Here is a 20,338-nt window from a genome sequence, read left to right as displayed (position 1 = left end):
CATGGGCTTCAATCCGCTGCATGAACGCGGCATCCCCCTCGACCGACAGTTGCGCAACTGGTCCGAACTCAACGTCACCCCGTACGACACTCGGTCCGTTCACCCTTATACCCGCTGCCGGGTCATCTTCATGAACGGCATCGAAGTCGAATCCATCATTAATTCTCATAACTTCACTCGCCATACCGCAGACGTCGGCGTGAAGCAGAAGCTGGCGATGATGCGCCGGGTTGAGCAACAGCAGCAGAAGGCGGTGAACTGGCTCATTCCAGGCGATGAGAGCACCCTCGCCCGCACGATCGGCTATGAACAGGTCGCAGTCGACCTCACCAGCTGGCTAGCGCGGCACGAGCCTGACCCTTACCTCAAGAAAGTGTATGAGTTCGCTCTGCTCGAGGACTTCGACCACCTCTATCGCTACGCGAACCTGATGGACCTGTTAGGCGAGGGACGCCTTGCGCAGGACATCACCGGCGACCTCACGGAAATCCTTCCGGGCCGCCCCACGATCTTCCAGCACCGCGATCCGCACGAAGAGCTGAACCGTCCGATGACGCTCACGGCTGCGAGCCCACAATCGGTGATGAACGCGATCACCATCACTGCGGCCGAGCAGCAGACGATGAACTTTTACATGAACGTCGGCAACATTCCCGAGCATCCGCTTGCCCGTTCGATGTACCTCGAGATCGCGCAGATCGAGGAGCAGCACGTCTCACACTACGAGTCGATTCTGGACCCGACGCTGGGCTGGCTCACCAATCAGGTGCTGCACGAATACAACGAGTGCTGGCTCTACTGGTCGTGCATGCAGACCGAAGTGGACAGCCGCATCAAGGCCCTTTGGGAGCTGCACCTCAACATGGAGATCGAGCATCTGCGCGTCGCGTGCGAGATGTTGCGCGAGGTCGACGGCATTGAAGCCGAAAGCTTCCTCCCCGCACAAGGACTTCCCGAGCCGCTCAAGTTCGAACCGAACAAGGAGTACGTGCGTGACGTCCTGCAGCGCACGATCGAATGGACCAGTTGGGATTCGCAGTTCGTGCCGATCACGGACCTACCCAGCGATCACCGTTACTTCGACTATCAGCGCAAGGTGAACGCTGGTGGTGTTCCGACAGAAGACGTCATCAAGCAACACCGTGAGAAGCACGGTGGCGAGTACCGCTTCGCGACAGAGGGCGACCATCCAATCGCTTCGCTGCGCGAAAACGGACCGCACGATCAACTCTCGTATTGGCAAGCCGACACGAAGGCGACGCACGAACTGGCAGGAGTGAGGTAAGATGGCAGGCACACTGAAGCATACACTCGACAAGGTCACAGACGTCGTGGGTGGCACCGCGGGCAAGATGAACGCGTCAGCGGTCACCTCGGCAGACAGTTTCCTGGAGAACGCCACGATCGGCAATCGCTACGAGATCGAGGCAGCACGTGTCGCGCTCAAGCGATCCGCTTCCGAGCCGATCAAGCTCTTTGCGCAGAAGATGATCCTGGATCATACCACTGCAAAGCACCAGATGAGTTCCGCGCTTGAAATGAGCGAGACGAAGGGGGTCACCACGCCGCCCCAGACTCTCGACACCCGGCGTGAGACGATGCTCAAGCACTTGGTGGAAGCGCCCAATGGCTCGTTCGACTCTACATACGTGGACCAGCAGGTGCTGGCTCATGAAGAAACGGAAACGCTGATGCGCACTTACGCGCACAGCGGAGACAATCCGCAACTTCGTTCCGTCGCCTTGGGCACCCTGCCGGTTGTCCAGCGCCACCTGCGCCACGCAAAGATGCTGAAAGAACAGCACGCCGCCTGAGTACGGCGCGGCATAAGCTATCATGAGCCGATGGGCGCCATAGCGCCCATCGGCTTTTTTGTGTCCGCATTCTGCACCAGAAAGAGAAGATTTTTCAAAGATGCGAGGTGAACCGGAGCCATTGCCGCGCGTTCAGCAGGTACAAGGCAGCTCATCGACACCCTACTGCGGCGTTCGAAGTGGGCTGCACGGCTAGCACCGAAGGAGACTCCTCATGCCCGCGAAGTCCGCTGCTCAACAGAAGGCCGCAGGCGCGGCGCTATCGGCCAAGCGTGGCGACACTCCGAAGAGCGAGCTGAAAGGTGCAGCGCAGTCCATGGAAGAAACCATGAGCGAGAAGCAGCTAGAAGAGCTCGCCTCGACCAAGCGCAAGGACAAGCCCGAGCACAACAGCAAGAACTGATGCAAAGCGCAGCCCGGCCTGTCGCGCAGGCGGCCAATCCGATCCTGCTTAAGGCCGCAGATCCTGCATCTCTCCACAAGCTCTGGGTGGACGCGATGCGGCGGGGTGACCATGCCATGGCCTGGGCCTTGTGCGAGAAGCAGGCCCGGCTGCGTCCTCCAGAAGAACGTGACGACCCGCGACTGCCTTACCATCAGCGTTGGGTTTGGGACCTAACGGACCTGAGCGGCCGCGACGTGCTCGTACGCTGCTATCATGGGCTTGGTGACACTCTCCAGTTCCTTCGCTTCTTACCGAAGCTGCGCCAAAGTGCGGCGCGGGTAACGCTTGAGGTTCAGCCTCGACTGATACCGCTGCTGGCTCCTGACTGCGCAGATGTGATCGCCCCGTTCGATCCAGCGCGCCCTCTCAGGCCAGCAGACTGCGACATTGAGATCATGGAACTCTCCTTCGCCTTGCGCACGCCGCCCGGCGATTGCCCCCCGCCCTATCTCCACGCCACACCCGCACGTCTTCCGCAAGGTACTATTGGCCTTTGCTGCAAGTCAGGCGACTGGGACAGCGACCGTAGCATTCCGGCCGAGTTGTTGGCACCGCTTTGCCAAGGGCGCTCGTGCGTGACACTGGACTCACTTCCGAATCCGCTGCCCGTGCGTAACCCACAAGGCTGCGCGTTCGACATGGCCGAGACAGCGGCGCTAGTTGCTGGCTGCAGCCTCGTCATCACGGTCGACACGATGATTGCTCATCTCGCCGGCGCGCTTGGGCGCCCGGTCTGGCTGCTGCTGAAGCATGAGCCGGACTGGCGATGGGCACCCGAAACAAGACGCAGCGACTGGTACCCCTCTGCCCGTCTCTACGCGCAATCGCGCCCTGGCGACTGGCATTCCGTCATCCATGAGGTCGCGCATGATCTCGATTGCCTCTTCCCCCACCGGAGTTTACCCGATGAGCCAGATCGAATGCCCGCGCGTGCCCGTATCCTGGGGCGAACTGGTCGACAAGATCACCATCCTGCAGATCAAGTCTGAGCGCATCAAAGGCAGCAACGCCGGTGCAAACATCGCTCGCGAGCTTGCATCGCTACGCCGTGCTGCCGACGAAGCCATTCGGAACCCCGTGCTGGGACCCCTGTTGGAACAACTGCGGGCGGTGAATGAGGAACTCTGGGAAATCGAGGACAGGATACGCGAGCGCGAGGCCGAAGGTGATTTTGGTCAGCGCTTCATCCAACTCGCTCGTGCCGTTTACAAGAAGAACGATCTGCGGGCAGCACTCAAGCGCCGGATCAACGATGCGCTGGGATCAGAACTCGTGGAGGAAAAGAGCTACGCGGGCTGGGCGAATCTGCCGACGGCTGCTCAGCCGCCGCAAAGCGTTAGCCTATAGCTGTATTAGGCCGAGGCGCCGTCAACGGCGCCTCGCCTGCAAGACGTTTGCAAAGGCTGCTTTGCAAAGCCCCCGGGGTGCAAGGAAGCGCGACCCCTGTTGCAAGGCAGGGCGGCGCAATCGTGGCGCCGCCCTGCCCCTCCTCTCAACCGATTGCCACCTGCCTCTTTTCAGCGTCGCGCAGCACCCGTGGCTTGGCAATGCCGCGCGGACGGGGGTGCCTGTCGAGCGTATCCACTGTTGCCGCAACGCGGAGGCCCTCCCCGATCTCCCGCGCGAACCAGTCCATGGTGAATCGAATTCCGTCTTCGAGTTTTGTGGTCGGCTCCCACGCGAGCAGCGCTTTCGCTCTCGCAATATCCGGACGGCGGCGGCGCGGGTCGTCCACGGGGAGCGGCGAATTGCGCACCTCCGCTGGCCGACCGAGCATATCGACGACCAGATCCACCAGTTCGCGCACCGTCATTTCGTGAGGGTTGCCAATGTTGACCGGCTCAAGACCCATCTCATCAACCTCCATCAGGCGCCGCAACGCCTCGGCCGTATCCGTGACATAGCAGAAGCTGCGCGTCTGGCTGCCGTCACCGTATATGGTGATCGGATGGCCAGAGAGTGCCTGACAGATTACGTTGGAGACCACCCGACCATCATCGGGGTCCATATTAGGGCCATACGTATTGAAGATGCGTGCAACGCGCACTTCGGCACGGCCGCTCCGGGCGAAATCGAAAGTCAGCGTTTCCGCAGCCCTTTTCCCTTCGTCGTAGCAGGCGCGCGGTCCGGTGCAGCTGACGTTCCCGCGATAGTCCTCGCGCTGGGGGTGAGCTTCAGGGTCTCCGTAGACCTCGCTGGTGGAGGTCAGCAGGAAACGAGCGCCCGAAGCTTCGGCGAGGCGCAGGAGCTGGTCTGTCCCAACAACGCTCGTCAGCATCGTGTGCTCAGGATCGGCTTGGTAGCGCGGCGGCGAAGCGGCGCAGGCGAGATTGTAGATCCTGGAGAACTGACGCGTGCGAGAGGTGATCGTGCTCGGAAGAGGCGCGGTGATGTCCGCCTCGATGAATTCGAAGTTCTCGTACTTCGTCAGCATCGAGAGATTGGACGGGCGCGATGTCTGGAGGTTATCAAGACAGACGACCTGCTCACCCGCTTCAAGCAGTATGCGGCACAAGTGAGAGCCGATAAATCCTGCCCCGCCAGCTATCAAAATCAGTCGGTCAGATTTGCTCACAGCAAAGGTCTCCTCTCGGTGTGCGGGATAGGCTTGCCTGCTCGAGGTCGCGCTCAAGCTGGGCCGCCCGGCACTCGGCGGTATGGCCGGCAAGGACCGCCTCACGCGCTGCCTTGCCAAAACGGCTCGCGTCTCCATCTAGAGCTGCGATCACATCTTGGGTCTCGTCAGCCAGAATGATGGCGGTGCCGGGTTGAAGAACATCCTCAATCCCGTCCCAACGATCGGAAATGATCGGTGTTCCGCAGGCTCCTGCTTCGAACAGGCGCACGGAGGGCGACCAGCCCGCGGCGATCATGTCAGCGCGAGTTACGTTAAGGGTAAAACGGGACGCCGAGTAGAACGCAGCGTGTTCGGACGGCGGAAGGTGATCGATCCGTTCCACATTGTCGGGCCACTGGATGGTGGATGGGTACTGGGGCCCCGCCACGGCAAAGCGCAGATCTGGACGTTCGAACGCCGTTTTCACCAGAAGCTTCTCGAGCGTCGGCTGGCGATCATCGCTGTATGTGCCAAGATACGACAAATCCCAGCGCTTGGGCACATCAAGCGGCTCATAGCGTGAACTGTCCACTGAGCAGTAAAGGGCACGCGCGCTAGGTGAGCCGAAATCGACCATCAAACGTGCGAGTGTCGGGCCGCCGGTGAACGAGAAATAGACATCGTACCCGGGGATCAGTTCGGGGGTGAGATACTCGAAGTCGCCGCGGGCCAGCTTGGCCAAGGTCACCGGCGTATCGATGTCGTAGAAGCAGGCGGCTCCTCGTGCATGGCGCTGGACGAACTCTCCGACAGCAACGCCTTCCGGCACGTAGGACCCGACCATCACAGCGTCGGCCTCGGCAATCGTGTCGCGCCACTCGGCAAGGTCGGTCAGCGAATCGTAGTATCGCAACTCGCAGAAGTCTGGCTCGGGAAGATCTCGGTGGTCTGCGTACCAAGGCTTGTCGCGCTCAAGGAAGAGCACCTCATGCCCGCGCTTCGCGAATGCGGAGAGCAGCGCGCGAAACGTGGTAGCGTGCCCATTGCCCCATGAGGAGGAGAGCGTGAGACCAAGGACGACGAGTTTCATGCGACCTCCTCAGCCCGCGTGCGCGCCGCGCGCAGGACCTTGTCCACCTCAACCGCGCGCAGCTCGTAAGTGTGCTCGCGCAGGACGCGCTCGAGCGCTGCCTCACCGATTGCGCGGGCTTTCTCCTCTGTAAGCCCAGCGAGATGCTCGGCCACGTCCTTGCCGTCCCGGGCGACCAGGACTTCCTTGTTGGGCTCAAGGAACAACTCGATGCCCTCCCAGGCGTCCGTAATGAGGCAAGCCGCAGCACCGGCTGCTTCGAACACGCGAGTGGCAGGCGAGTAACCGATCCGGGCCATGGAATCGCGCGCTACGTTCAGCACCGCACGCGGCGTGCAGTTGAAGGCGTTGTGCTGCCCGGTGCCGACATGGCCCACGTCGCGTACATTCTCAGACATCTGCTTATCGTGCCAGCCATTCCCGCCGATCAGGAATTTGCGATCGGGCAGCGCTGCGGCAGGTGCGAGGAAAAACTCCTCCACCCGAGCCTCGCGGTCCGGCAGGCGGTTCGCGAGAAAGGCGAGATCGCATGCGAATGCTGGTTCCGCCGGCACGGGGTGATGCGTGGCGGGATCGAGAGCGTTGTAGATTGGCACGCACTGTGCCGCGCCGAACCCTTCATAATCGTCTATGACCGGCGGGCCGCCGCCATAGGTGAGGACCATGTCCAACTCCGGCAGCGCACGCCTCACGGGGTGGTCCGCATCGTGCCGCATCTCGTCGAGAGTGGCGGCGGCATCGACATCCCAGTAAAGCTTGATCGCGTCTGGGCGAGACTGCGTCAGAATGCCCTCTAGCAATTCCTTGTCGAACACGCCGACGCCATTCGCCTTGACGACGATGTCCGCGTCAGCTGCTTCTGCCAATACCCGGCGCAGCGAGGCCTCATCAGCGTCGTAAACCACCGAACGCGCCCATGAAGGCGGTTCGATATCACGGTGCTTCTGCCGATCGAACGCATCGGGTTCGTAGAAGGTGATATCGTACCCGCGCGAAGCAAGGGCCGAAAGGATGCCACGGTAGTACGTCGCCGCTCCGTTCCAATAGGACGAGAGCAGGCTTGAGCCATAGAAAGCGATTTTCAAGCAAGTTCTCCTGCGGCCATCGTGGAGGGAGCTGAAGTGGGCCTGAGTGCGGACACGATCGACAACAACTCATCGACCCTGTGCGTGCAGGTGTGACGAGCCAGGATGGTCTCGAGCCCGCTGGCGACGAGCGCCTGGCGCCGCGTCGGATCGTTCTTCAGCTCATTGAGGTGACGAGCCATCTCCTCGCCATCTCGAGCGACGAGGTAGTCTTCTCCAGGGCGAAAGAGCTGCTCAGCATCGTCCCATGGCGCGCTGACGAGCGGAATGCCGCAAGCGAGCGCCTCAAAGACCCGGATGGTCGGAATTCCCGGCAAAATCGTCGCATAATAGCGGCGCGGGACGTGAACAGTGGCGAAGTGCCGCGCGAAGATACCAGGTGCCGCGGCATTTGCAGCCCACCCGTGATACCGCACTCCGTACTTGTGCAGGATCTCGCGCGCCTCCTCGGGATAGCGCACACCGTAAACATCAAGCGGCAGTCCAGCTTCTTGGGCAGGGGCGAAGAGGAAGTCCTGCAGCTCCTGCGTACGCTCGCCGTCTCCCCAATTGCCGATCCAGACGAGACCCTCCCGCAGGCCCTCTTTCGCCGGCGGATGGAAACGGCGCACGTCGGCCGCTTCGTGCCAGGTCCACACGCGGTTGCCCCATCCTCGGGAGCGATAGACGTCGCTCAGCGTCTCACCGAACGCGAGTACACCGTCGTAAGCGCTGAGATCGTAGGCTTCCATCTCCTCCGGCGCGCTCACGGCTCGGTGATGCGTGTCGTGGAACAGCAGCAGGTACGAGGCACCTCGTGCCCGCGCTTTGCCCAGCGCAGCGACAAGCTCATGCTCGTTCCACTCGTGAACGATCACCAGATCAGCGCCCTCCGCCAGTTCTGTCACATCGGCACCGGCGGCGTAGCGGTGCGAGCTCAGTGTGGGGTAGGCGCTGCGATAGGCTTGCAGGCCATCCTCGCCATGATCCGCAACAAGATTGGCGCGGCTCCAGGAGTCTTCCGGTTCGAAAACGCTGACGTCGTGGCCGCGTTCGATCAACTCATCGAGCACACCGCGCAAAAAGTGCGCGTTTCCGTGATTCCAGCAGGAGTCCAGCGAGTGCGTGAAATAGACAACCTTCATGCAGCCAACCTTGCTGCCAGCAGGCCACGATAGTTCTCTGACATGGCTGCCGCCATGCGGTCAGGCGTAAAGCGCAAGGCGCGCGCATGTGCCGCTTCTCCTAGTGCATCGCGCTTCTCCTGATCGCGCAGCACGTCCTCGATCGCTGCCGCGAAACCGGCGGCGTCGTGAGGCTCGACGAAGACCGCCGCTCCGTCCCAAAGTTCTCGGAACGTCGAGATGTCCGAGAGGACGAGCGGGCATCGTGCGCCCGCAGCTTCCAAGACGGCGAGGCCGAAAGGTTCGAAAGTGGCCGCCGATACGAACACCGGCCGCTGCTCTAGGCGAGCTGCGAGCGCGGGTCCGTCGAGCTGGCCCAAGAGCGTAAGGTGCTCCGCTCTCCTTGTCTCACCATGCGGCGCTCTCGCCTCGCCTGCGGCGAGGAATGGAAACGGCAGCAGTGCAGCGACTGCATCGAGCGTCTGCAGGTTCTTCACCTCATCCCACAGCCGGCCAGCGGTGAACGCCACGTTCGTGCCTGCCACGGCACGGACGCGTTGCGGCAACGCGCGGCCGTTATGCACCACCTGAGGCAACACCGGCAGCGTGAAGGCGCGCTGCAAGGTTTCTGCGAAACTGGCCGAAGGCGCGATCACCCGGTCGCACGTGCGGAGGCCTTGCGCCATCATTTCCCGGTGCCAACGCAGCGCAGGGTCAAGCGGCTGCCGCGGCCGAGCCGCCTCCCACCACGTGGCGATACAGCCATGTGCAACAGCGACAAGCGGCGCGGAGAATGACTGACCTGCAGCCAGAGCGGGCGAGTTCAGATGAACAAGGTCCACTTTCTCGCGACGAGCGATGGCCGCCACTTCGGCGCCGGCGCGACGGGTGGAAACGGGATCGCTCAGCCAATCCAGCGGCAGGCCGGTTTCGACCAGCTTGATCCCCTTGGCGTGCTTCACTGCCGCGCGCTGCTCCGCCGAAGGCGGTGGGCCCAGGACGGTCAACACGGTTTCAAACCCACGGGGACGCAACGCACAGGCGAGTTCGGTTGCATACTGCCAAACGCCCCCAACGGCATCGAGCGTCATCAGCAGGCGGGTAGGTCTTTGTGCCACTAGCGGGCTCCCACCGCGGCGAGCGGCGTCGTGCCGGCGGGAAGCGCCAGCCCGCGCTCCTCGGCCAGCCAGCCGGCGAGCCGGGCAACGCCGACACGCCAGTCAAGCTTTGCAGGCAAGCCAAGAGCGCCATCAAGAGCGCGAGTATCCGCTACGAACCAGCGCTGGTCACCCGGACGCCAATCGGACATCTCTATGTTGACCCGCGAGTTTAGTGTCTGCGCAATGTGATCCAACAGAGCGCGAAGGCTCACGGCATTGGCCGGGCCGCCGCCGAGATTGAAGACCTGCCCCTTCAGGCGATCTATATTGCGCCAAACTCCAAGATAAGCCGCTACGGCATCGCCCACGTAGAGAATATCCCGCACCTGGTGGCCGTCACCATAAAGGGTGACCGGCTCTCCCTGAAGAGCGCGGATCAGGAAGTGCGCGACCCAGCCTTGGTCCTCGGTACCCATCTGGCGTTCGCCATAGACGCAGCTCATCCGCAGCACCGCAGTGGGCAGATCATAGCTGCGTGCATAGTCGAGCACGTACTGGTCTGCCGCACCTTTGGAGCAGCCGTAGGGCGTGTGAAAATCGAGCGGCTGGCTTTCGGGCACACCGCTGGCAGCAAGCTGGGCGTTAGCCGGATAGTGACCGCCCTCCGTCAACTCCGACCCGAACTGCACGAGATCGCCATAGACTTTGTTGGTAGAGGCGAAGATCACCGGAACGGAATTGGAGGCAAGTCGCGCTGCCTCCAGCAGGTTGAACGTGCCGTTGATGTTGATCGCCAGATCGGAAGCGGGATCGACCATGCTGGTCGTCACTGCCACTTGCGCCGCGAAGTGGAATGCGACGTCCGCACCCCGGACCGCCGCTGCAAGCGCGTCGCCGTTGCGAACGTCGGCAATCACGGGCTCGATCAAGTCGCCGTGACGCCCGCTTAGCCACTCAAGGTTGCGCTCCACGCCTGGGCGCGCCAGCGCATCGAAGATGCGGACCCGGCAACCGTCAGACACTAGGCGATCCGCAAGGTTGCTGCCGATGAAACCGGCCCCGCCGGTGATCAGGACCGTCTTCGTCATGCGACCAGTCCGCGGGATTCGAGCTCCCGACGCGCCTCGGCAACACGATCTTCGGCTGTCTGGCTGCTGACCCATTCGGCAAGCTCGACCAGACCTTGCGTGAAGTCCTCTGTTGCTTCGATGCCGAGCTGCTCACGGGCGTTGGTGGTGTCACAGAAGCAATGCCGGATGTCGCCGATCCGTGCCTTGCCAACGATCTCGGGCTCGAGATTGTTGCGTCCCATTGCGCGGGCGAGCTCCTCGGCGACCTGGCGCACCGATATGTCGCGCCCCGAGCCCACGTTGTAAGTGCCGCCGGGCGCTTCCGGGTGATACAGGGCTTCGGCAAAGGCACGCGCCACGTCACGGACATGGACGAAATCGCGCCGCTGCTCGCCATCTTCGAAGATCATCGGTGCCTGACCGTTCAGGAAGCGCGACGCGAAGATTGCCAGCACACCGGTGTACGGATTGGAGAGCGCCTGCCCGGCGCCGTACACGTTGAAGAGGCGCAAACAGACCCCTTCGATGCCGTAAGGCGGAGCCATGATGTGGGTCGTACGCTCCTGCACGTACTTGTTGAGCGCGTAAATCGAGGAGAGGTTCGGCTGCTTCCATTCCGGCGTCGCAACGGGAATTAGTGGCCGGCCCTGGCGATCCAGCGGCTCCCAGTTCGACTGCCCATCGCGCAGCATCGGACGCTGCGCATCGTGAATGAGATTACCGTCCTGATCGCGGTAGAGGCCCTCGCCATAGATGCTCATCGACGAGGCAGTAACGACACGACGGACAGGGTTGTCTATCAACCGCTCGAACAGAACGGCGGTGCCGACGTCGTTGGTGGAAGTATAACGCTCCACCTCATACATCGACTGGCCAACCCCGACCTCAGCCGCGAGGTGGATGACACTGTCGACACCCTTAAGCGCCTTCGCGACAGCTTCACCGTCGCGCACATCGGCCTCAATCAGCTCGATGTCGGGCTCCAGGAACTGCGGCCGCCCGCCGGCGCCGTGGACTTGCTCTATAAGGCTGTCGAGTGCAATAACACGATGTCCGCGCCGCAGAAGCTCGCGACCGACGTGGCAGCCAATGAAGCCCGCCCCGCCCGTAATTAGCACTGTTTCCGCCATGTATCCCCTCGCTGCTGCTAGCTTCAGCAGCCACAAAGCTTCTTGATCCTCTTTGTTCCCGCAGCCCTCCAAACCTTTGCCGCTTTGCGAAGCGCCTCTAGGAGAGCTTCTTTTTACCTCCGAAAAAGAACTTTTCGACGCACCCTGATTCCACTCAGGAACAAAGCTGCGGCTCTCTCGTTCATTTCGGCGCTGCAACCATGGTGGCACTCAAACAACAAGGAGCCGATGTGACTGCAACGATCACGCTGATCCGTCATGCAGCGCATTCGCATCTCGGCCACATTCTTTCTGGACGCTCCCCGCACGTCGCACTCAGCCAGGAAGGGCGCTCGCAAGCAGACCTGATTGCGTCCCGCCTGAGCGGCACAGCGTGGGATGCCATCCACTCAAGCCCCGTGCAAAGAGCCCTTGAGACGGCGCAAGCCATCGCATCACATTGCACGGGTATTGAGGCCCAAGTGGCTCACCAGCTCGACGAGCTGGATTTTGGCGACTGGTCCGGCCGCGCATTCGCCGAACTCGACGAAGACCCCCGCTGGGCAACCTGGAATGAGTCACGCGCCACTGCCATCGCCCCCAATGGGGAGAGCATGGCTGCAGCGCAGGAACGAGCCTGGTCCCATATAGAACGAACCGCCCTCGCCTCGCCAAATGCGACGATTGCGATGGTTACGCATTGCGATATCATCCGCGCTGTGGTCGCGAGGGTGCTGGGCCTCTCTCTTGACCACTACGGACGTTTCGACGTCGATCCCGCATCTTGCACCCGGCTCGCGGTAGGCGATTGGGGCGCCAAGGTTCTCAGCTTAAACGAGATTTTTTATGAGTAGCAGACCCATCGCCCGCCTTCGCGAAGAGCAAGACGACTTGCAGCAGCAAGTCGACACGCTTGCGCCGTGGTTCCAGAACATCGACCTGGGCCAGGGCGTTCAGACCGCACCCGAGCACTTCCTGGGAGACTATCCCGCTTTCAAATTCAGGGGCTTTGCGCACGTCATCCCCGAGGATCTGACCGGGAAGAGTGTGCTCGATATCGGCTGCAACGCCGGGTTCTATGCCATGGAGATGAAGCGGCGGGGAGCCGACCGCGTGCTCGGCATTGACAGTGACGATCGCTATCTCGCCCAAGCCCGCTTCGCTTCCGAGCAACTCGGCTTCAACGACATCGAGTACCGCAATCACTCGGTCTACGACGTCGGCGCCTTGGGTGAGAAGTTCGATCTCGTGATCTTCATGGGCGTGCTCTACCATTTGCGGCATCCCCTCCTCGCGCTCGACCTTATTCGCGAGCATGTCGCCGGCGACATGATGCTGTTCCAGACTATGCAACAGGGCTCTGCCGACGTGCTGCAAGTGCCTGAGGATCACCCCTTTCACCTGCCCGGCACCAGCACGCCACCGACCTACTTCGACAATCCCGCGTATCCCAAGATGCACTTCATCGAGAAGTCCTTTGCGCACGACTGGACGAACTGGTGGGCGCCAAACGCCGCGTGCAGCCAAGCCATGTTGCGTGCTGCCGGGTTCACGATCGAGGCTCAACCGGAGCCAGAAGTCTACATGTGCCGCGCCGTCGAGGTCCCGTACGAGAAGTTCGGACCTGCAGCGGTCTATCCGGCAACAGAGCCAGCCAAAGGGGGGAATGCCAAGTGATCGAAGCCGCGATGATCTGGAACGAGCCCAACAACAAGTCGCATTGGGACCCGGAGCACGACCCCGACTGGGCCATCTACGGCGACCTGGTGAAGCGCGCGGGCGCAGCGATCCACGACGTCAATCCTGAGGTACTGCGCGTTTTGGGCGGCATGTCGCCTATCGACCCGCATTGGGTGAACCGCATGCGTAAGCACGGCGCGCTCGACGCTGTGGACGTCGTTGCAGTGCACGGCTTTCCGCTCGACTGGAACCTGTGGCCAATTCACGATTGGCCCGAAAAGATTTCCGAGATCGAGGCTGTCTGCCCGGACAAGCCGATCTGGGTCACCGAGGTTGGCGTCGGCTCTTTCGGCGCTGAGGAAGTGCAGGAATTCGGCGTTAGGCGAACTTCCGAGTTGCTTATCAATCGAGTGCCCCGGATTTTCTGGTATTCGCTTTACGATCTGCCGCAGGAATGGGGTGCCACCACGCGCCACCGCGAGGCGGAAGGCTCAAGTTACTACCGCCACTTCTACATGGGCCTGATCCGGGCCGACGGCACGCCGAAACCCAGCCTGGAGCATTACGCCAAGGTCGCCGGCGAGATGGGCTTGATGCAGTGGTTCCACTTCGAGGATCCGCGCCTGGACGACGCCGTGGCATGGATGAAGCGTCTGGGCACCAAGCACTTGCGCACCGGCCTCTCCTGGGCCGATAGCTTCCGCCCCAACGCGCTTGATTGGTTCGACCGCCAGATGGAAGCGCTGGCCGACTTTGATGTGACGGTCACCTTCTGTTTCACGCCAGAGCACTTGGGCCCCGGCGCGCACCACACCAGCCCACCGCACGACACACAGGCCTTTGCCGATTTCTGCGGTCAGATGATCGAGCGTTATGCCCCGAAGGCGGTCGGCTCAGCCATGTCGCCCTCATCCGCCCTCCAGCCTGCAGCCGTCTAGGGAGACCGTCGATGCTTTCGCCTCATCCGCACGGGATCAACGTTGCCGTCGTCGGCATCGGTAATTGCGCCAGTTCGCTGGTACAGGGAATTGAGCATTACCGCGCCGGCGCAAACGAAACGATTGGCCTGATGCATTACGAGCTCGGCGGATACGCGCCGAGCGACATCCGCCTCGTCGCCGGCTGGGATATCGACAAGCGGAAGGTGGGCCGCGACATTGCCGAGGCTGTGTTCGCCAAGCCGAACTGCACCACCGTGTTCTGCGAAACGGTGACGCCCACTGGCGCGGTGGTGAAGATGGGGCGCCTTCTCGACGGCGTCGCTGACCACATGGTCGAATACCCCGACGATCGCACTTTTTTGCCCGCAGAGGAACCGGAGGCCACCGAGGAAGAGGTCATCGCCACGCTGCGCGAAACCAACACCGACGTGCTCATGAATTACCTTCCGGTCGGCTCGCAGAAGGCGACGGAATTCTACGCCGAGTGTGCGCTTAAGGCTGGCGTCGCCTTCGTAAACAACATCCCCGTCTTCATCGCCAGTGATCCGGATTGGGCGCGCCGCTTCGCGGAAGCGGGCATCCCCATCATCGGCGACGACATCAAGGCGCAACTCGGTGCGACGATCACCCATCGCGTGCTGACGGACTTGTTCGCCAAGCGCGGCGTGAAGCTTGATCGCACTTACCAGCTCAATACTGGCGGAAATACCGACTTCCTGAACATGCTGGAGAGGAAGCGGCTCGCCTCAAAGAAGAAGTCCAAGACCGAAGCAGTCCAGTCCGTGGCCGCAGAGCGCGTCGAGGACGAAAACATCCACGTAGGGCCTTCGGACTACGTCGCGTGGCAGAACGACAACAAGGTTTGCTTCCTGCGCATGGAAGGCCGCATGTTTGGTGGTGTCCCCATGAACCTCGAGCTGCGTCTTTCCGTGGAGGACAGTCCCAATTCAGCGGGCGTGGCGATCGATATGATCCGTTGCGCCAAGATCGCGGGGGAGCGGGGCATCTCAGGGCCGGTCAATCCAGCCGCGGCGTACTTCTGCAAGCACCCGCCCGAGCAGATGACCGACGACGCCGCGTTCGACGCCCTTGAGGCCTTCATCGCCGGCTGAGGCAGCTCGACGGCGAATCTAGACTTCGATTTTCGGATCGGCGCCGCGGCTCGATACGGCGTTGAGCTGATGAAGGCTGCACGCGGGCGGTCTGGCCCTGCGAAGCCATCCCGGTGCAGATTCCAGTTCCTGATTTCCAGCTTGCGAGGGGGTAAGCGCATGAATGTACAAGAAGGGCTTGTGCCCAAGACGATGCGAGCCGCCACTTTGACGGCGCCTGGCACCATGACTGTCAAAACTGTGCAGCAACCGCAGCCGGGTGCGGGCGAGGTCCGCATCGCGATAGAAGGCTGCGGCGTTTGCGCGTCGAACCTGCTGCCCTGGAAAGGCAGCGAGTGGATAGACTACCCGCTGGAACCAGGCGGGCTCGGCCACGAAAGCTGGGGAACGATCGACGCCGTTGGATCTGACGTGGCCGGTCTTGAACCAGGCGACCGCGTCGCCTCACTCTCGGGGCGCAGCTATGCCGAATACGACGTTGCCCCGGCTTCGGCCGTGGTCAAGCTGCCGCCTGCACTCGACGGCGAGCCTTTTCCAGGCGAACCGCTAGCCTGCGCATTCAATATCTTCCGACGCAGCGACGTGCGGCCGGGGCAAACTGTCGCTATCGTCGGGATCGGCTTCCTGGGTGCTGTCCTGACCAAGCTCGCAAGCGATGCCGGCGCACGCGTCATCGCCATCTCCCGCCGTCCTTCCTCGCTCGAGCTGGCCAAGCACTACGGTGCTGCCGAGACGATCCCTATGGACGACCACTGGCAGATCATTGAACGTGTGAAGGCACTCACCGGAGAAGGCCTCTGCGAGAGGGTGATCGAGTGCGTCGGGTATCAGTGGCCGCTCGACCTTGCTGGCGAGTTGGTCGGCTTCGGCGGCAGGCTCGTCATCGCGGGCTACCATCAGGACGGCCCGCGCCAGGTGAACATGCAGATGTGGAACTGGAAAGGCATCGACGTGATCAATGCCCACGAGCGCGACCCAGCAGTCAGCCTTCAAGGCTTGCAAGAGGCAGTGCAGGCGGTCGCCAGCGGTCGCTTGGACCCAACGCCGCTCTACACCCATCGCTATCCGCTCCAACGCCTTGGCGAAGCACTGGACGCCACGCGGGACAAACCCGACGGTTTCGTCAAGGCCTTGGTGACAGTGGCATGAACGGCATGAGCCTGCCCCGCGTAGGTTTCCTGGGCACCGGGTGGATCGGAAGGCACCGGATGGAGGCAGCCCTCGCCACCGGCGCCATCCAGGCGGCTGCAGTGTGCGATCCCTCGCCCGAATGTGCTGACGAAGCGCTAAAGCTGGCGCCTGACGCCAAAGTGCTGCCCTCCATCGAAGCCTTGCTGGACGAGGATCTGGACGGCATCGTCATCGCAACGCCAAGTGCGCTCCATGCGGAACAGTCGATTGCCGCCCTGAAGAGAGGCGTGGCCGTGTTCTGCCAAAAACCGTTAGGCCGCGATGCGGCCGAGGCGGCGGCAGTGGTGCAGGCGGCGCGCGAGGCCGATCGACTGCTTTCGGTCGATTTCTCCTACCGGTACACACAGGGCGGGCAGGCTCTTGCGGAACTGGTGCGCGGCGGCTCGCTCGGCAAGATCTTTGCCGCCGATCTCGTGTTTCACAATGCCTATGGGCCCGACAAACCTTGGTTTTACGACCGCACTCAATCGGGTGGCGGTTGCGTCATGGACCTTGGCGTCCACCTCGTAGACCTGTTGCTTTGGCTGCTCGACTTTCCGGAAGTGGCGGACGTCTCGTCCACTCTGTTGGCCGGCGGCGCACCTGCCGCTCCGGAAGCTGTAGAAGACTACGCCACCGCTCAGATCACGCTCGCAAACGGCGTAACTGCGCGGCTTGCCTGTTCCTGGCGGCTGCAGGCGGGTCAGGAAGCGGTGATTGAGGCCAGCCTCTACGGCACCGATGGCGGCGCTTCGCTTCACAACGTAGGTGGCAGCTTCTACGACTTCGAAGCCAAGCGCTTCAGCGGAACCTCCAGTGAAACGCTGGTTTCTCCGCCGGACGCCTGGGGCGGTCGAGCCGCCGCTGACTGGGCTGAGCGCCTAGCGCGAGATCGCGCTTTTGATCCGGCCGCCGAGCGGCTCGTCGAAGTCGCACGGGTTCTTGATCGGATCTACGGCGACTGACCTCTTCCAGAGGCGGGGACGACCGACCGCGTCAGTCCGTCCCCATCGCTTTCGGATCGATGAGCCGGTCCACCAGCTTGCCCACCCTACCGCGCGAGTAGGCCAAACCATGATATGCGCTCAGCGCCGCCTGCCCCCAACGGATGTAGACGGCAGGCCAGTGCAGAGCGCGCGCGAGTCGGAAGGCCCGGTGGCTGCCCCGGCTGATCGCCTGACGCATGCGGTAGATCATCTTGCGCCGTTTCGGTATCTGACGCGAGGGCTGAACGCGCTTGCGGGGCTGCACCGGAAGCCTGGCGCGGGCCAGCCGGTAAGCCAGTCCTTCCCGCCGCTGGCGAAAGCCTGCCGCTTGCGTCTGCCGGATGAACTCGTGATCGACCTTCTGCAATTGCAGGCGTCCTTCCGCAATCCCCTGTTGTACGATCTCGAGCATCAGCGTCGAGCGCGTGATCACGACGTTCGTGCCCTTCCCGTCTGAGGAGTAGGGCTCAACCCAGGCGTCGCCCATCGCGATGTCCGCTGTCTCCGACACGACATCGTCGCAGAAATTGCAGGCGGAATTCATAAAGAAGCCTGAGCCCCAGTCTCCATCGACCAAGTGCCACCAGTCTTGCTGGCGCGTAGATCCATCTTCAAGCGTCAGCTGCGCCGTGTACCAGTTGGCCGGCCTGTCGGGATTTTTCAGACGGTAATCGATCGCAGCCACAGCTTCAGGTTCGGCGCCAAGCTGCAGCGCGAAACTGTCCACCATGCGCGCGCTCTTCATGTGCCCGCAGAACAAGCCGATGGTAAATGCGACGCGTTCCGCGATGATCGGATTTTCGCGACGGATGAGATTCACGGCCTTGATGAAACACGGAATGCCAACGATGGCGTACCGGCCGGGCACAGCCTCGATCTCGCGCAGCACTTCCGATAGCTCGACGGGGTAGTAGCGTGACTTCGCGCCCTCGCTCAGCTCGGCTTCACTGCGTGAGATGCGATAGCCGAACAGCCGCCCATCTCCCTCACTGCGCCGGCGCGGTGTCACATGTGCGACGCCGTCAACAAGGCCACGGCGCAACAGTTCCGCTGCAACCCAGCTCACCATTCCGCCGGAGCTGCCGCCCATCCGAAAGTCGCCTTCCGAGACGTGCCCTACGTATGCGCCTCGATATCGGCCGATCATCGCGTCGTTCTGCGGTGCACTCGGGTAGAGCCTAGCGGCGATTTCGTCCTCGTCGGCAGCGGCAGGCGAGAACGGGCACAGGCGGGCAAATGCGTCGCTCGGGGGCCAAGGCTCAGGCGCAGCAGGCTTAAGGTGGCCATCCTTGTCCCAGACCATCTGCGCGGAGGGCTGCAATGTCGTGCATCCACCGCAGCCGATACACAGACCCGAAGCAATGATCTCCTTCGGCTCCGTCGGCGCGCGGCCCCGCTTTGCAAGACCTGTCATACCCCGACAGACTCCAGATACGCTTCGGACTGGCGCCTCAGTTGGGCGATGGCCTCAGTAATGCCGCCCGCAAGCGGCTGATCGAGCACGGCAGAGAATCGCTCCGGCGCGTCGTCCCCATGGAGCAAGTGTGCCTCTGCCCCGAGAGCAGCCGTCAGGTCACGCACCTTGTTCATGCGGTAAGGGGATACGGCGCAGGCAAAGGGTTTCTCATAGAGGAGCGCGAAGACGCACCCATGGAAGAAGTTGGTCAGGACTGCGCGAGAGCCGCCAATCAAGTCGGTGAACTCGAACGGATCCGCGTCGATCCTTTGCTCGTGCGCCCAACTGTTGCGGTATCCTATGCTGATGAGCTTAAGGCCCCGCTCATCGGCCCAGCGCCGCGCCGCCTGGGCAAACTCTTCACTGAAGCTGTGCCCATAGAGCGCAACGTATTCTTCCGGCGGGCTGCTCATGGCGCGGAGTGCGACGGGAAACTGCAAAACCGGGTCCAGCACGAGTGCTGGTTCCCGGTCCAGGACCGAAGAGACCAGCTGCCGTGAGTTGTCGTCGCGAACGGATATCGCATCGAACTGGTTCAGACGATCCGACCAGTGCCCGCCAATACCGGCTACAGCGTCGTAGTTCCCGAAGCTGGCTGCATAGGAGACGACGCGGCGCGCCGGTAAGCCGCCGCCCCAGAACACGTCGTAACCGCCGTACCAGGGGTGATACAGGTTCCAGACTTCGTCGCTGCCAATGATGACAAGATCGCGCAGCTCCATAGCCGCCGGGTCCTGCAAGGGGAACGGCTCCGACAGCGGGAGACCGGCGATAGCCACCTGGAAGGCGCGAGCTTTACGCGCATAAAGGCGGATGTCCTCACGCGATGACCTGCTCGGCAGCAGCGGTTGCATCGCACAGCGCCATTCGATCAGGTCCGTGCGCGGACACTGATAATCGAGCAGAACGGCGTCGTGACCTCGCGCGCGCAAACCCTCCACCAGGCTGCGAGCCTGCCAGTAGGAGCCGTAGTTGATGCAGCGGTGAAACGTCAGCACTCCGATCTTGAGCGGTCTGCCAGCGCCTCCGGACGAATTTCCTTCACTGTGTTCCCGAAACATTCCTGCTAGCGCCGCTCAATCTGCCTCGCCGGAGACAAACTTGTTGAAGCGGCTCTCCTTGCCGTCTTCTGTCTTGTCCTGGTGCAGGAAAGCCAGCTTGTTCTCATCAAATATCTTGAAGAACTCGTCCCAATCGATTTCCTCCAGCGCCTCGTCCTTCTCGGCGAAGTCCACGCGCAGGAGGCCGCCCTCCTGACCATTGTCATGCGTAGAGGATACGACGCTGGGGCGGCCCTTACGGTCTTCGATCCACTTGCGGATTTCCTTGTGATCGGTCGTCTTCTTGGCCGAACTCATGCCGGAGCTCCCTTGTGCGGCAATGGTGGAAGGCCACTGCGGGTTAAGAATGGCTGCTCAACCTCCGGAAACGAACGTCGTTCCCGTCGTTCGGCGCAGATGCCGCCAGCCGGTCCGAGAAACCTTTGGTCGGAGTGCCGAACTCAGTGTGCAACTTAGCGCACGCCGTGCACGTTGCCTGCACATGATCCTCTCGGCAACCCGTGGAGAATAGAACGGTGCGAAGCAGGCGAGATACCGCCGTTGCGGGCAGTCGGACTGG

The 20,338-nt window shown here is 62.2% G+C and carries 21 protein-coding genes; 11 read left to right on the top strand and 10 right to left on the bottom strand.

The window, feature by feature from the left end; translation table 11 throughout:
- The first annotated feature begins 1 nt into the window (after window position 1).
- From ABVV53_RS14545 to ABVV53_RS14525, 5 genes are all read left to right on the top strand, one after another.
- Window positions 2-1,285, top strand: coding sequence for a ferritin family protein (locus ABVV53_RS14545; RefSeq protein WP_353985146.1), 1,284 nt, complete (start codon window positions 2-4; stop codon window positions 1,283-1,285).
- Window position 1,286: 1 nt separating this feature from the next.
- On the top strand, window positions 1,287-1,814 hold the full coding sequence (locus ABVV53_RS14540) for a DUF4142 domain-containing protein (protein ID WP_353985144.1): 528 nt from the start codon (window positions 1,287-1,289) through the stop codon (window positions 1,812-1,814).
- A gap of 214 nt (window positions 1,815-2,028) precedes the next feature.
- Window positions 2,029-2,217, top strand: a complete 189-nt coding sequence (locus ABVV53_RS14535; protein WP_353985143.1) for a DUF3008 family protein — start codon at window positions 2,029-2,031, stop codon at window positions 2,215-2,217.
- The gene (locus ABVV53_RS14530; protein ID WP_353985142.1) at window positions 2,217-3,248 is read left to right on the top strand and encodes a glycosyltransferase family 9 protein; all 1,032 of its coding nucleotides are present in this window, start codon (window positions 2,217-2,219) and stop codon (window positions 3,246-3,248) included. The genes ABVV53_RS14535 and ABVV53_RS14530 overlap by 1 nt, the downstream gene beginning before the upstream one ends.
- Window positions 3,166-3,606: a DUF6165 family protein gene (locus tag ABVV53_RS14525; RefSeq protein ID WP_353985141.1), complete on the top strand. Its 441-nt coding sequence runs from the start codon at window positions 3,166-3,168 to the stop codon at window positions 3,604-3,606. The genes ABVV53_RS14530 and ABVV53_RS14525 overlap by 83 nt, the downstream gene beginning before the upstream one ends.
- A gap of 145 nt (window positions 3,607-3,751) precedes the next feature.
- On the opposite strand, the gene ABVV53_RS14520 is transcribed toward ABVV53_RS14525, so the two are convergent.
- From ABVV53_RS14520 to ABVV53_RS14490, 7 genes are read right to left on the bottom strand one after another with little or no spacing between them, the layout of a single operon-like run.
- Window positions 3,752-4,834, bottom strand: coding sequence for a UDP-glucuronic acid decarboxylase family protein (locus ABVV53_RS14520; protein WP_353985140.1), 1,083 nt, complete (start codon window positions 4,832-4,834; stop codon window positions 3,752-3,754).
- Window positions 4,821-5,906, bottom strand: a complete 1,086-nt coding sequence (locus ABVV53_RS14515; RefSeq protein WP_353985139.1) for a CgeB family protein — start codon at window positions 5,904-5,906, stop codon at window positions 4,821-4,823. The genes ABVV53_RS14520 and ABVV53_RS14515 overlap by 14 nt, the downstream gene beginning before the upstream one ends.
- A complete protein-coding gene (locus ABVV53_RS14510) occupies window positions 5,903-6,991 on the bottom strand; it encodes a CgeB family protein (RefSeq protein ID WP_353985138.1) in 1,089 nt (362 codons plus the stop codon). Before ABVV53_RS14510 ends, ABVV53_RS14515 begins: the two co-directional genes overlap by 4 nt.
- A complete protein-coding gene (locus ABVV53_RS14505; RefSeq protein WP_353985137.1) occupies window positions 6,988-8,115 on the bottom strand; it encodes a CgeB family protein in 1,128 nt (375 codons plus the stop codon). Before ABVV53_RS14505 ends, ABVV53_RS14510 begins: the two co-directional genes overlap by 4 nt.
- Window positions 8,112-9,212 carry a glycosyltransferase family 4 protein gene (locus tag ABVV53_RS14500; RefSeq protein ID WP_353985136.1) on the bottom strand — a complete coding sequence of 367 codons (1,101 nt, stop codon included), beginning with the start codon at window positions 9,210-9,212 and terminating at the stop codon, window positions 8,112-8,114. The genes ABVV53_RS14505 and ABVV53_RS14500 overlap by 4 nt, the downstream gene beginning before the upstream one ends.
- Window positions 9,212-10,282, bottom strand: coding sequence for an NAD-dependent epimerase/dehydratase family protein (locus tag ABVV53_RS14495; protein ID WP_353985135.1), 1,071 nt, complete (start codon window positions 10,280-10,282; stop codon window positions 9,212-9,214). The genes ABVV53_RS14500 and ABVV53_RS14495 overlap by 1 nt, the downstream gene beginning before the upstream one ends.
- On the bottom strand, window positions 10,279-11,394 hold the full coding sequence (locus ABVV53_RS14490; protein WP_353985133.1) for an NAD-dependent epimerase/dehydratase family protein: 1,116 nt from the start codon (window positions 11,392-11,394) through the stop codon (window positions 10,279-10,281). Before ABVV53_RS14490 ends, ABVV53_RS14495 begins: the two co-directional genes overlap by 4 nt.
- A gap of 230 nt (window positions 11,395-11,624) precedes the next feature.
- Between ABVV53_RS14490 and ABVV53_RS14485 the strand changes: the two genes are divergently transcribed.
- The 6 genes from ABVV53_RS14485 to ABVV53_RS14460 all read left to right on the top strand — a co-directional run bounded on the left by ABVV53_RS14485 (window position 11,625) and on the right by ABVV53_RS14460 (window position 17,241).
- Window positions 11,625-12,227 carry a histidine phosphatase family protein gene (locus ABVV53_RS14485; protein ID WP_353985132.1) on the top strand — a complete coding sequence of 201 codons (603 nt, stop codon included), beginning with the start codon at window positions 11,625-11,627 and terminating at the stop codon, window positions 12,225-12,227.
- Entirely contained in the window at window positions 12,220-13,050 is an 831-nt protein-coding gene (locus ABVV53_RS14480) for a TIGR04290 family methyltransferase (RefSeq protein ID WP_353985131.1), read from the top strand. The genes ABVV53_RS14485 and ABVV53_RS14480 overlap by 8 nt, the downstream gene beginning before the upstream one ends.
- Window positions 13,047-13,991: a glycoside hydrolase 5 family protein gene (locus tag ABVV53_RS14475; RefSeq protein WP_353985130.1), complete on the top strand. Its 945-nt coding sequence runs from the start codon at window positions 13,047-13,049 to the stop codon at window positions 13,989-13,991. The genes ABVV53_RS14480 and ABVV53_RS14475 overlap by 4 nt, the downstream gene beginning before the upstream one ends.
- 11 nt (window positions 13,992-14,002) lie before the next feature.
- Window positions 14,003-15,106, top strand: coding sequence for an inositol-3-phosphate synthase (locus ABVV53_RS14470; RefSeq protein WP_353985129.1), 1,104 nt, complete (start codon window positions 14,003-14,005; stop codon window positions 15,104-15,106).
- A gap of 159 nt (window positions 15,107-15,265) precedes the next feature.
- Entirely contained in the window at window positions 15,266-16,255 is a 990-nt protein-coding gene (locus ABVV53_RS14465) for an MDR/zinc-dependent alcohol dehydrogenase-like family protein (RefSeq protein ID WP_353985128.1), read from the top strand.
- A gap of 5 nt (window positions 16,256-16,260) precedes the next feature.
- Window positions 16,261-17,241 carry a Gfo/Idh/MocA family protein gene (locus ABVV53_RS14460; protein ID WP_353985127.1) on the top strand — a complete coding sequence of 327 codons (981 nt, stop codon included), beginning with the start codon at window positions 16,261-16,263 and terminating at the stop codon, window positions 17,239-17,241.
- Between the two features lie 31 nt (window positions 17,242-17,272).
- Here the strand turns inward: ABVV53_RS14460 and ABVV53_RS14455 are convergent, their stop codons facing one another.
- Genes ABVV53_RS14455 through ABVV53_RS14445 form a run of 3 tightly spaced genes read right to left on the bottom strand, consistent with a single transcriptional unit; the run spans window position 17,273 to window position 20,076 of the window.
- Window positions 17,273-18,676 (bottom strand): Coenzyme F420 hydrogenase/dehydrogenase, beta subunit C-terminal domain, encoded by a 1,404-nt coding sequence (locus tag ABVV53_RS14455; RefSeq protein WP_353985126.1) that lies wholly within the window; start codon window positions 18,674-18,676, stop codon window positions 17,273-17,275.
- Window positions 18,673-19,779 carry a polysaccharide pyruvyl transferase family protein gene (locus tag ABVV53_RS14450; RefSeq protein WP_353985125.1) on the bottom strand — a complete coding sequence of 369 codons (1,107 nt, stop codon included), beginning with the start codon at window positions 19,777-19,779 and terminating at the stop codon, window positions 18,673-18,675. Before ABVV53_RS14450 ends, ABVV53_RS14455 begins: the two co-directional genes overlap by 4 nt.
- A 15-nt stretch (window positions 19,780-19,794) precedes the next feature.
- Complete coding sequence (locus ABVV53_RS14445) at window positions 19,795-20,076, bottom strand: hypothetical protein (protein WP_353985124.1); 282 nt, start codon at window positions 20,074-20,076, stop codon at window positions 19,795-19,797.
- Window positions 20,077-20,338 lie beyond the last annotated feature (262 nt).

It is taken from the genome of Novosphingobium kalidii (assembly GCF_040534015.1).
Classification (GTDB): Bacteria; Pseudomonadota; Alphaproteobacteria; order Sphingomonadales; family Sphingomonadaceae; genus Novosphingobium; species Novosphingobium kalidii.
Note: the sequence above shows the minus strand (reverse complement) of the source record. Positions and strands in the feature narration are given on the sequence as shown.

What these genes read in the sequence shown, in the direction of transcription:
- ABVV53_RS14545 (WP_353985146.1), top strand. Translation starts at nt 2, where the DNA reads ATGGGCTTCAATCCGCTGCATGAACGCGGCATCCCCCTCGACCGACAG.
- ABVV53_RS14540 (WP_353985144.1), top strand. Translation starts at nt 1,287, where the DNA reads ATGGCAGGCACACTGAAGCATACACTCGACAAGGTCACAGACGTCGTG.
- ABVV53_RS14535 (WP_353985143.1), top strand. Translation starts at nt 2,029, where the DNA reads ATGCCCGCGAAGTCCGCTGCTCAACAGAAGGCCGCAGGCGCGGCGCTA.
- ABVV53_RS14530 (WP_353985142.1), top strand. Translation starts at nt 2,217, where the DNA reads ATGCAAAGCGCAGCCCGGCCTGTCGCGCAGGCGGCCAATCCGATCCTG.
- ABVV53_RS14525 (WP_353985141.1), top strand. Translation starts at nt 3,166, where the DNA reads ATGAGCCAGATCGAATGCCCGCGCGTGCCCGTATCCTGGGGCGAACTG.
- ABVV53_RS14515 (WP_353985139.1), bottom strand. Translation starts at nt 5,906, where the DNA reads ATGAAACTCGTCGTCCTTGGTCTCACGCTCTCCTCCTCATGGGGCAAT.
- ABVV53_RS14505 (WP_353985137.1), bottom strand. Translation starts at nt 8,115, where the DNA reads ATGAAGGTTGTCTATTTCACGCACTCGCTGGACTCCTGCTGGAATCAC.
- ABVV53_RS14495 (WP_353985135.1), bottom strand. Translation starts at nt 10,282, where the DNA reads ATGACGAAGACGGTCCTGATCACCGGCGGGGCCGGTTTCATCGGCAGC.
- ABVV53_RS14490 (WP_353985133.1), bottom strand. Translation starts at nt 11,394, where the DNA reads ATGGCGGAAACAGTGCTAATTACGGGCGGGGCGGGCTTCATTGGCTGC.
- ABVV53_RS14480 (WP_353985131.1), top strand. Translation starts at nt 12,220, where the DNA reads ATGAGTAGCAGACCCATCGCCCGCCTTCGCGAAGAGCAAGACGACTTG.
- ABVV53_RS14470 (WP_353985129.1), top strand. Translation starts at nt 14,003, where the DNA reads ATGCTTTCGCCTCATCCGCACGGGATCAACGTTGCCGTCGTCGGCATC.
- ABVV53_RS14465 (WP_353985128.1), top strand. Translation starts at nt 15,266, where the DNA reads ATGAATGTACAAGAAGGGCTTGTGCCCAAGACGATGCGAGCCGCCACT.
- ABVV53_RS14460 (WP_353985127.1), top strand. Translation starts at nt 16,261, where the DNA reads ATGAGCCTGCCCCGCGTAGGTTTCCTGGGCACCGGGTGGATCGGAAGG.
- ABVV53_RS14455 (WP_353985126.1), bottom strand. Translation starts at nt 18,676, where the DNA reads ATGACAGGTCTTGCAAAGCGGGGCCGCGCGCCGACGGAGCCGAAGGAG.
- ABVV53_RS14450 (WP_353985125.1), bottom strand. Translation starts at nt 19,779, where the DNA reads ATGTTTCGGGAACACAGTGAAGGAAATTCGTCCGGAGGCGCTGGCAGA.
- ABVV53_RS14445 (WP_353985124.1), bottom strand. Translation starts at nt 20,076, where the DNA reads ATGAGTTCGGCCAAGAAGACGACCGATCACAAGGAAATCCGCAAGTGG.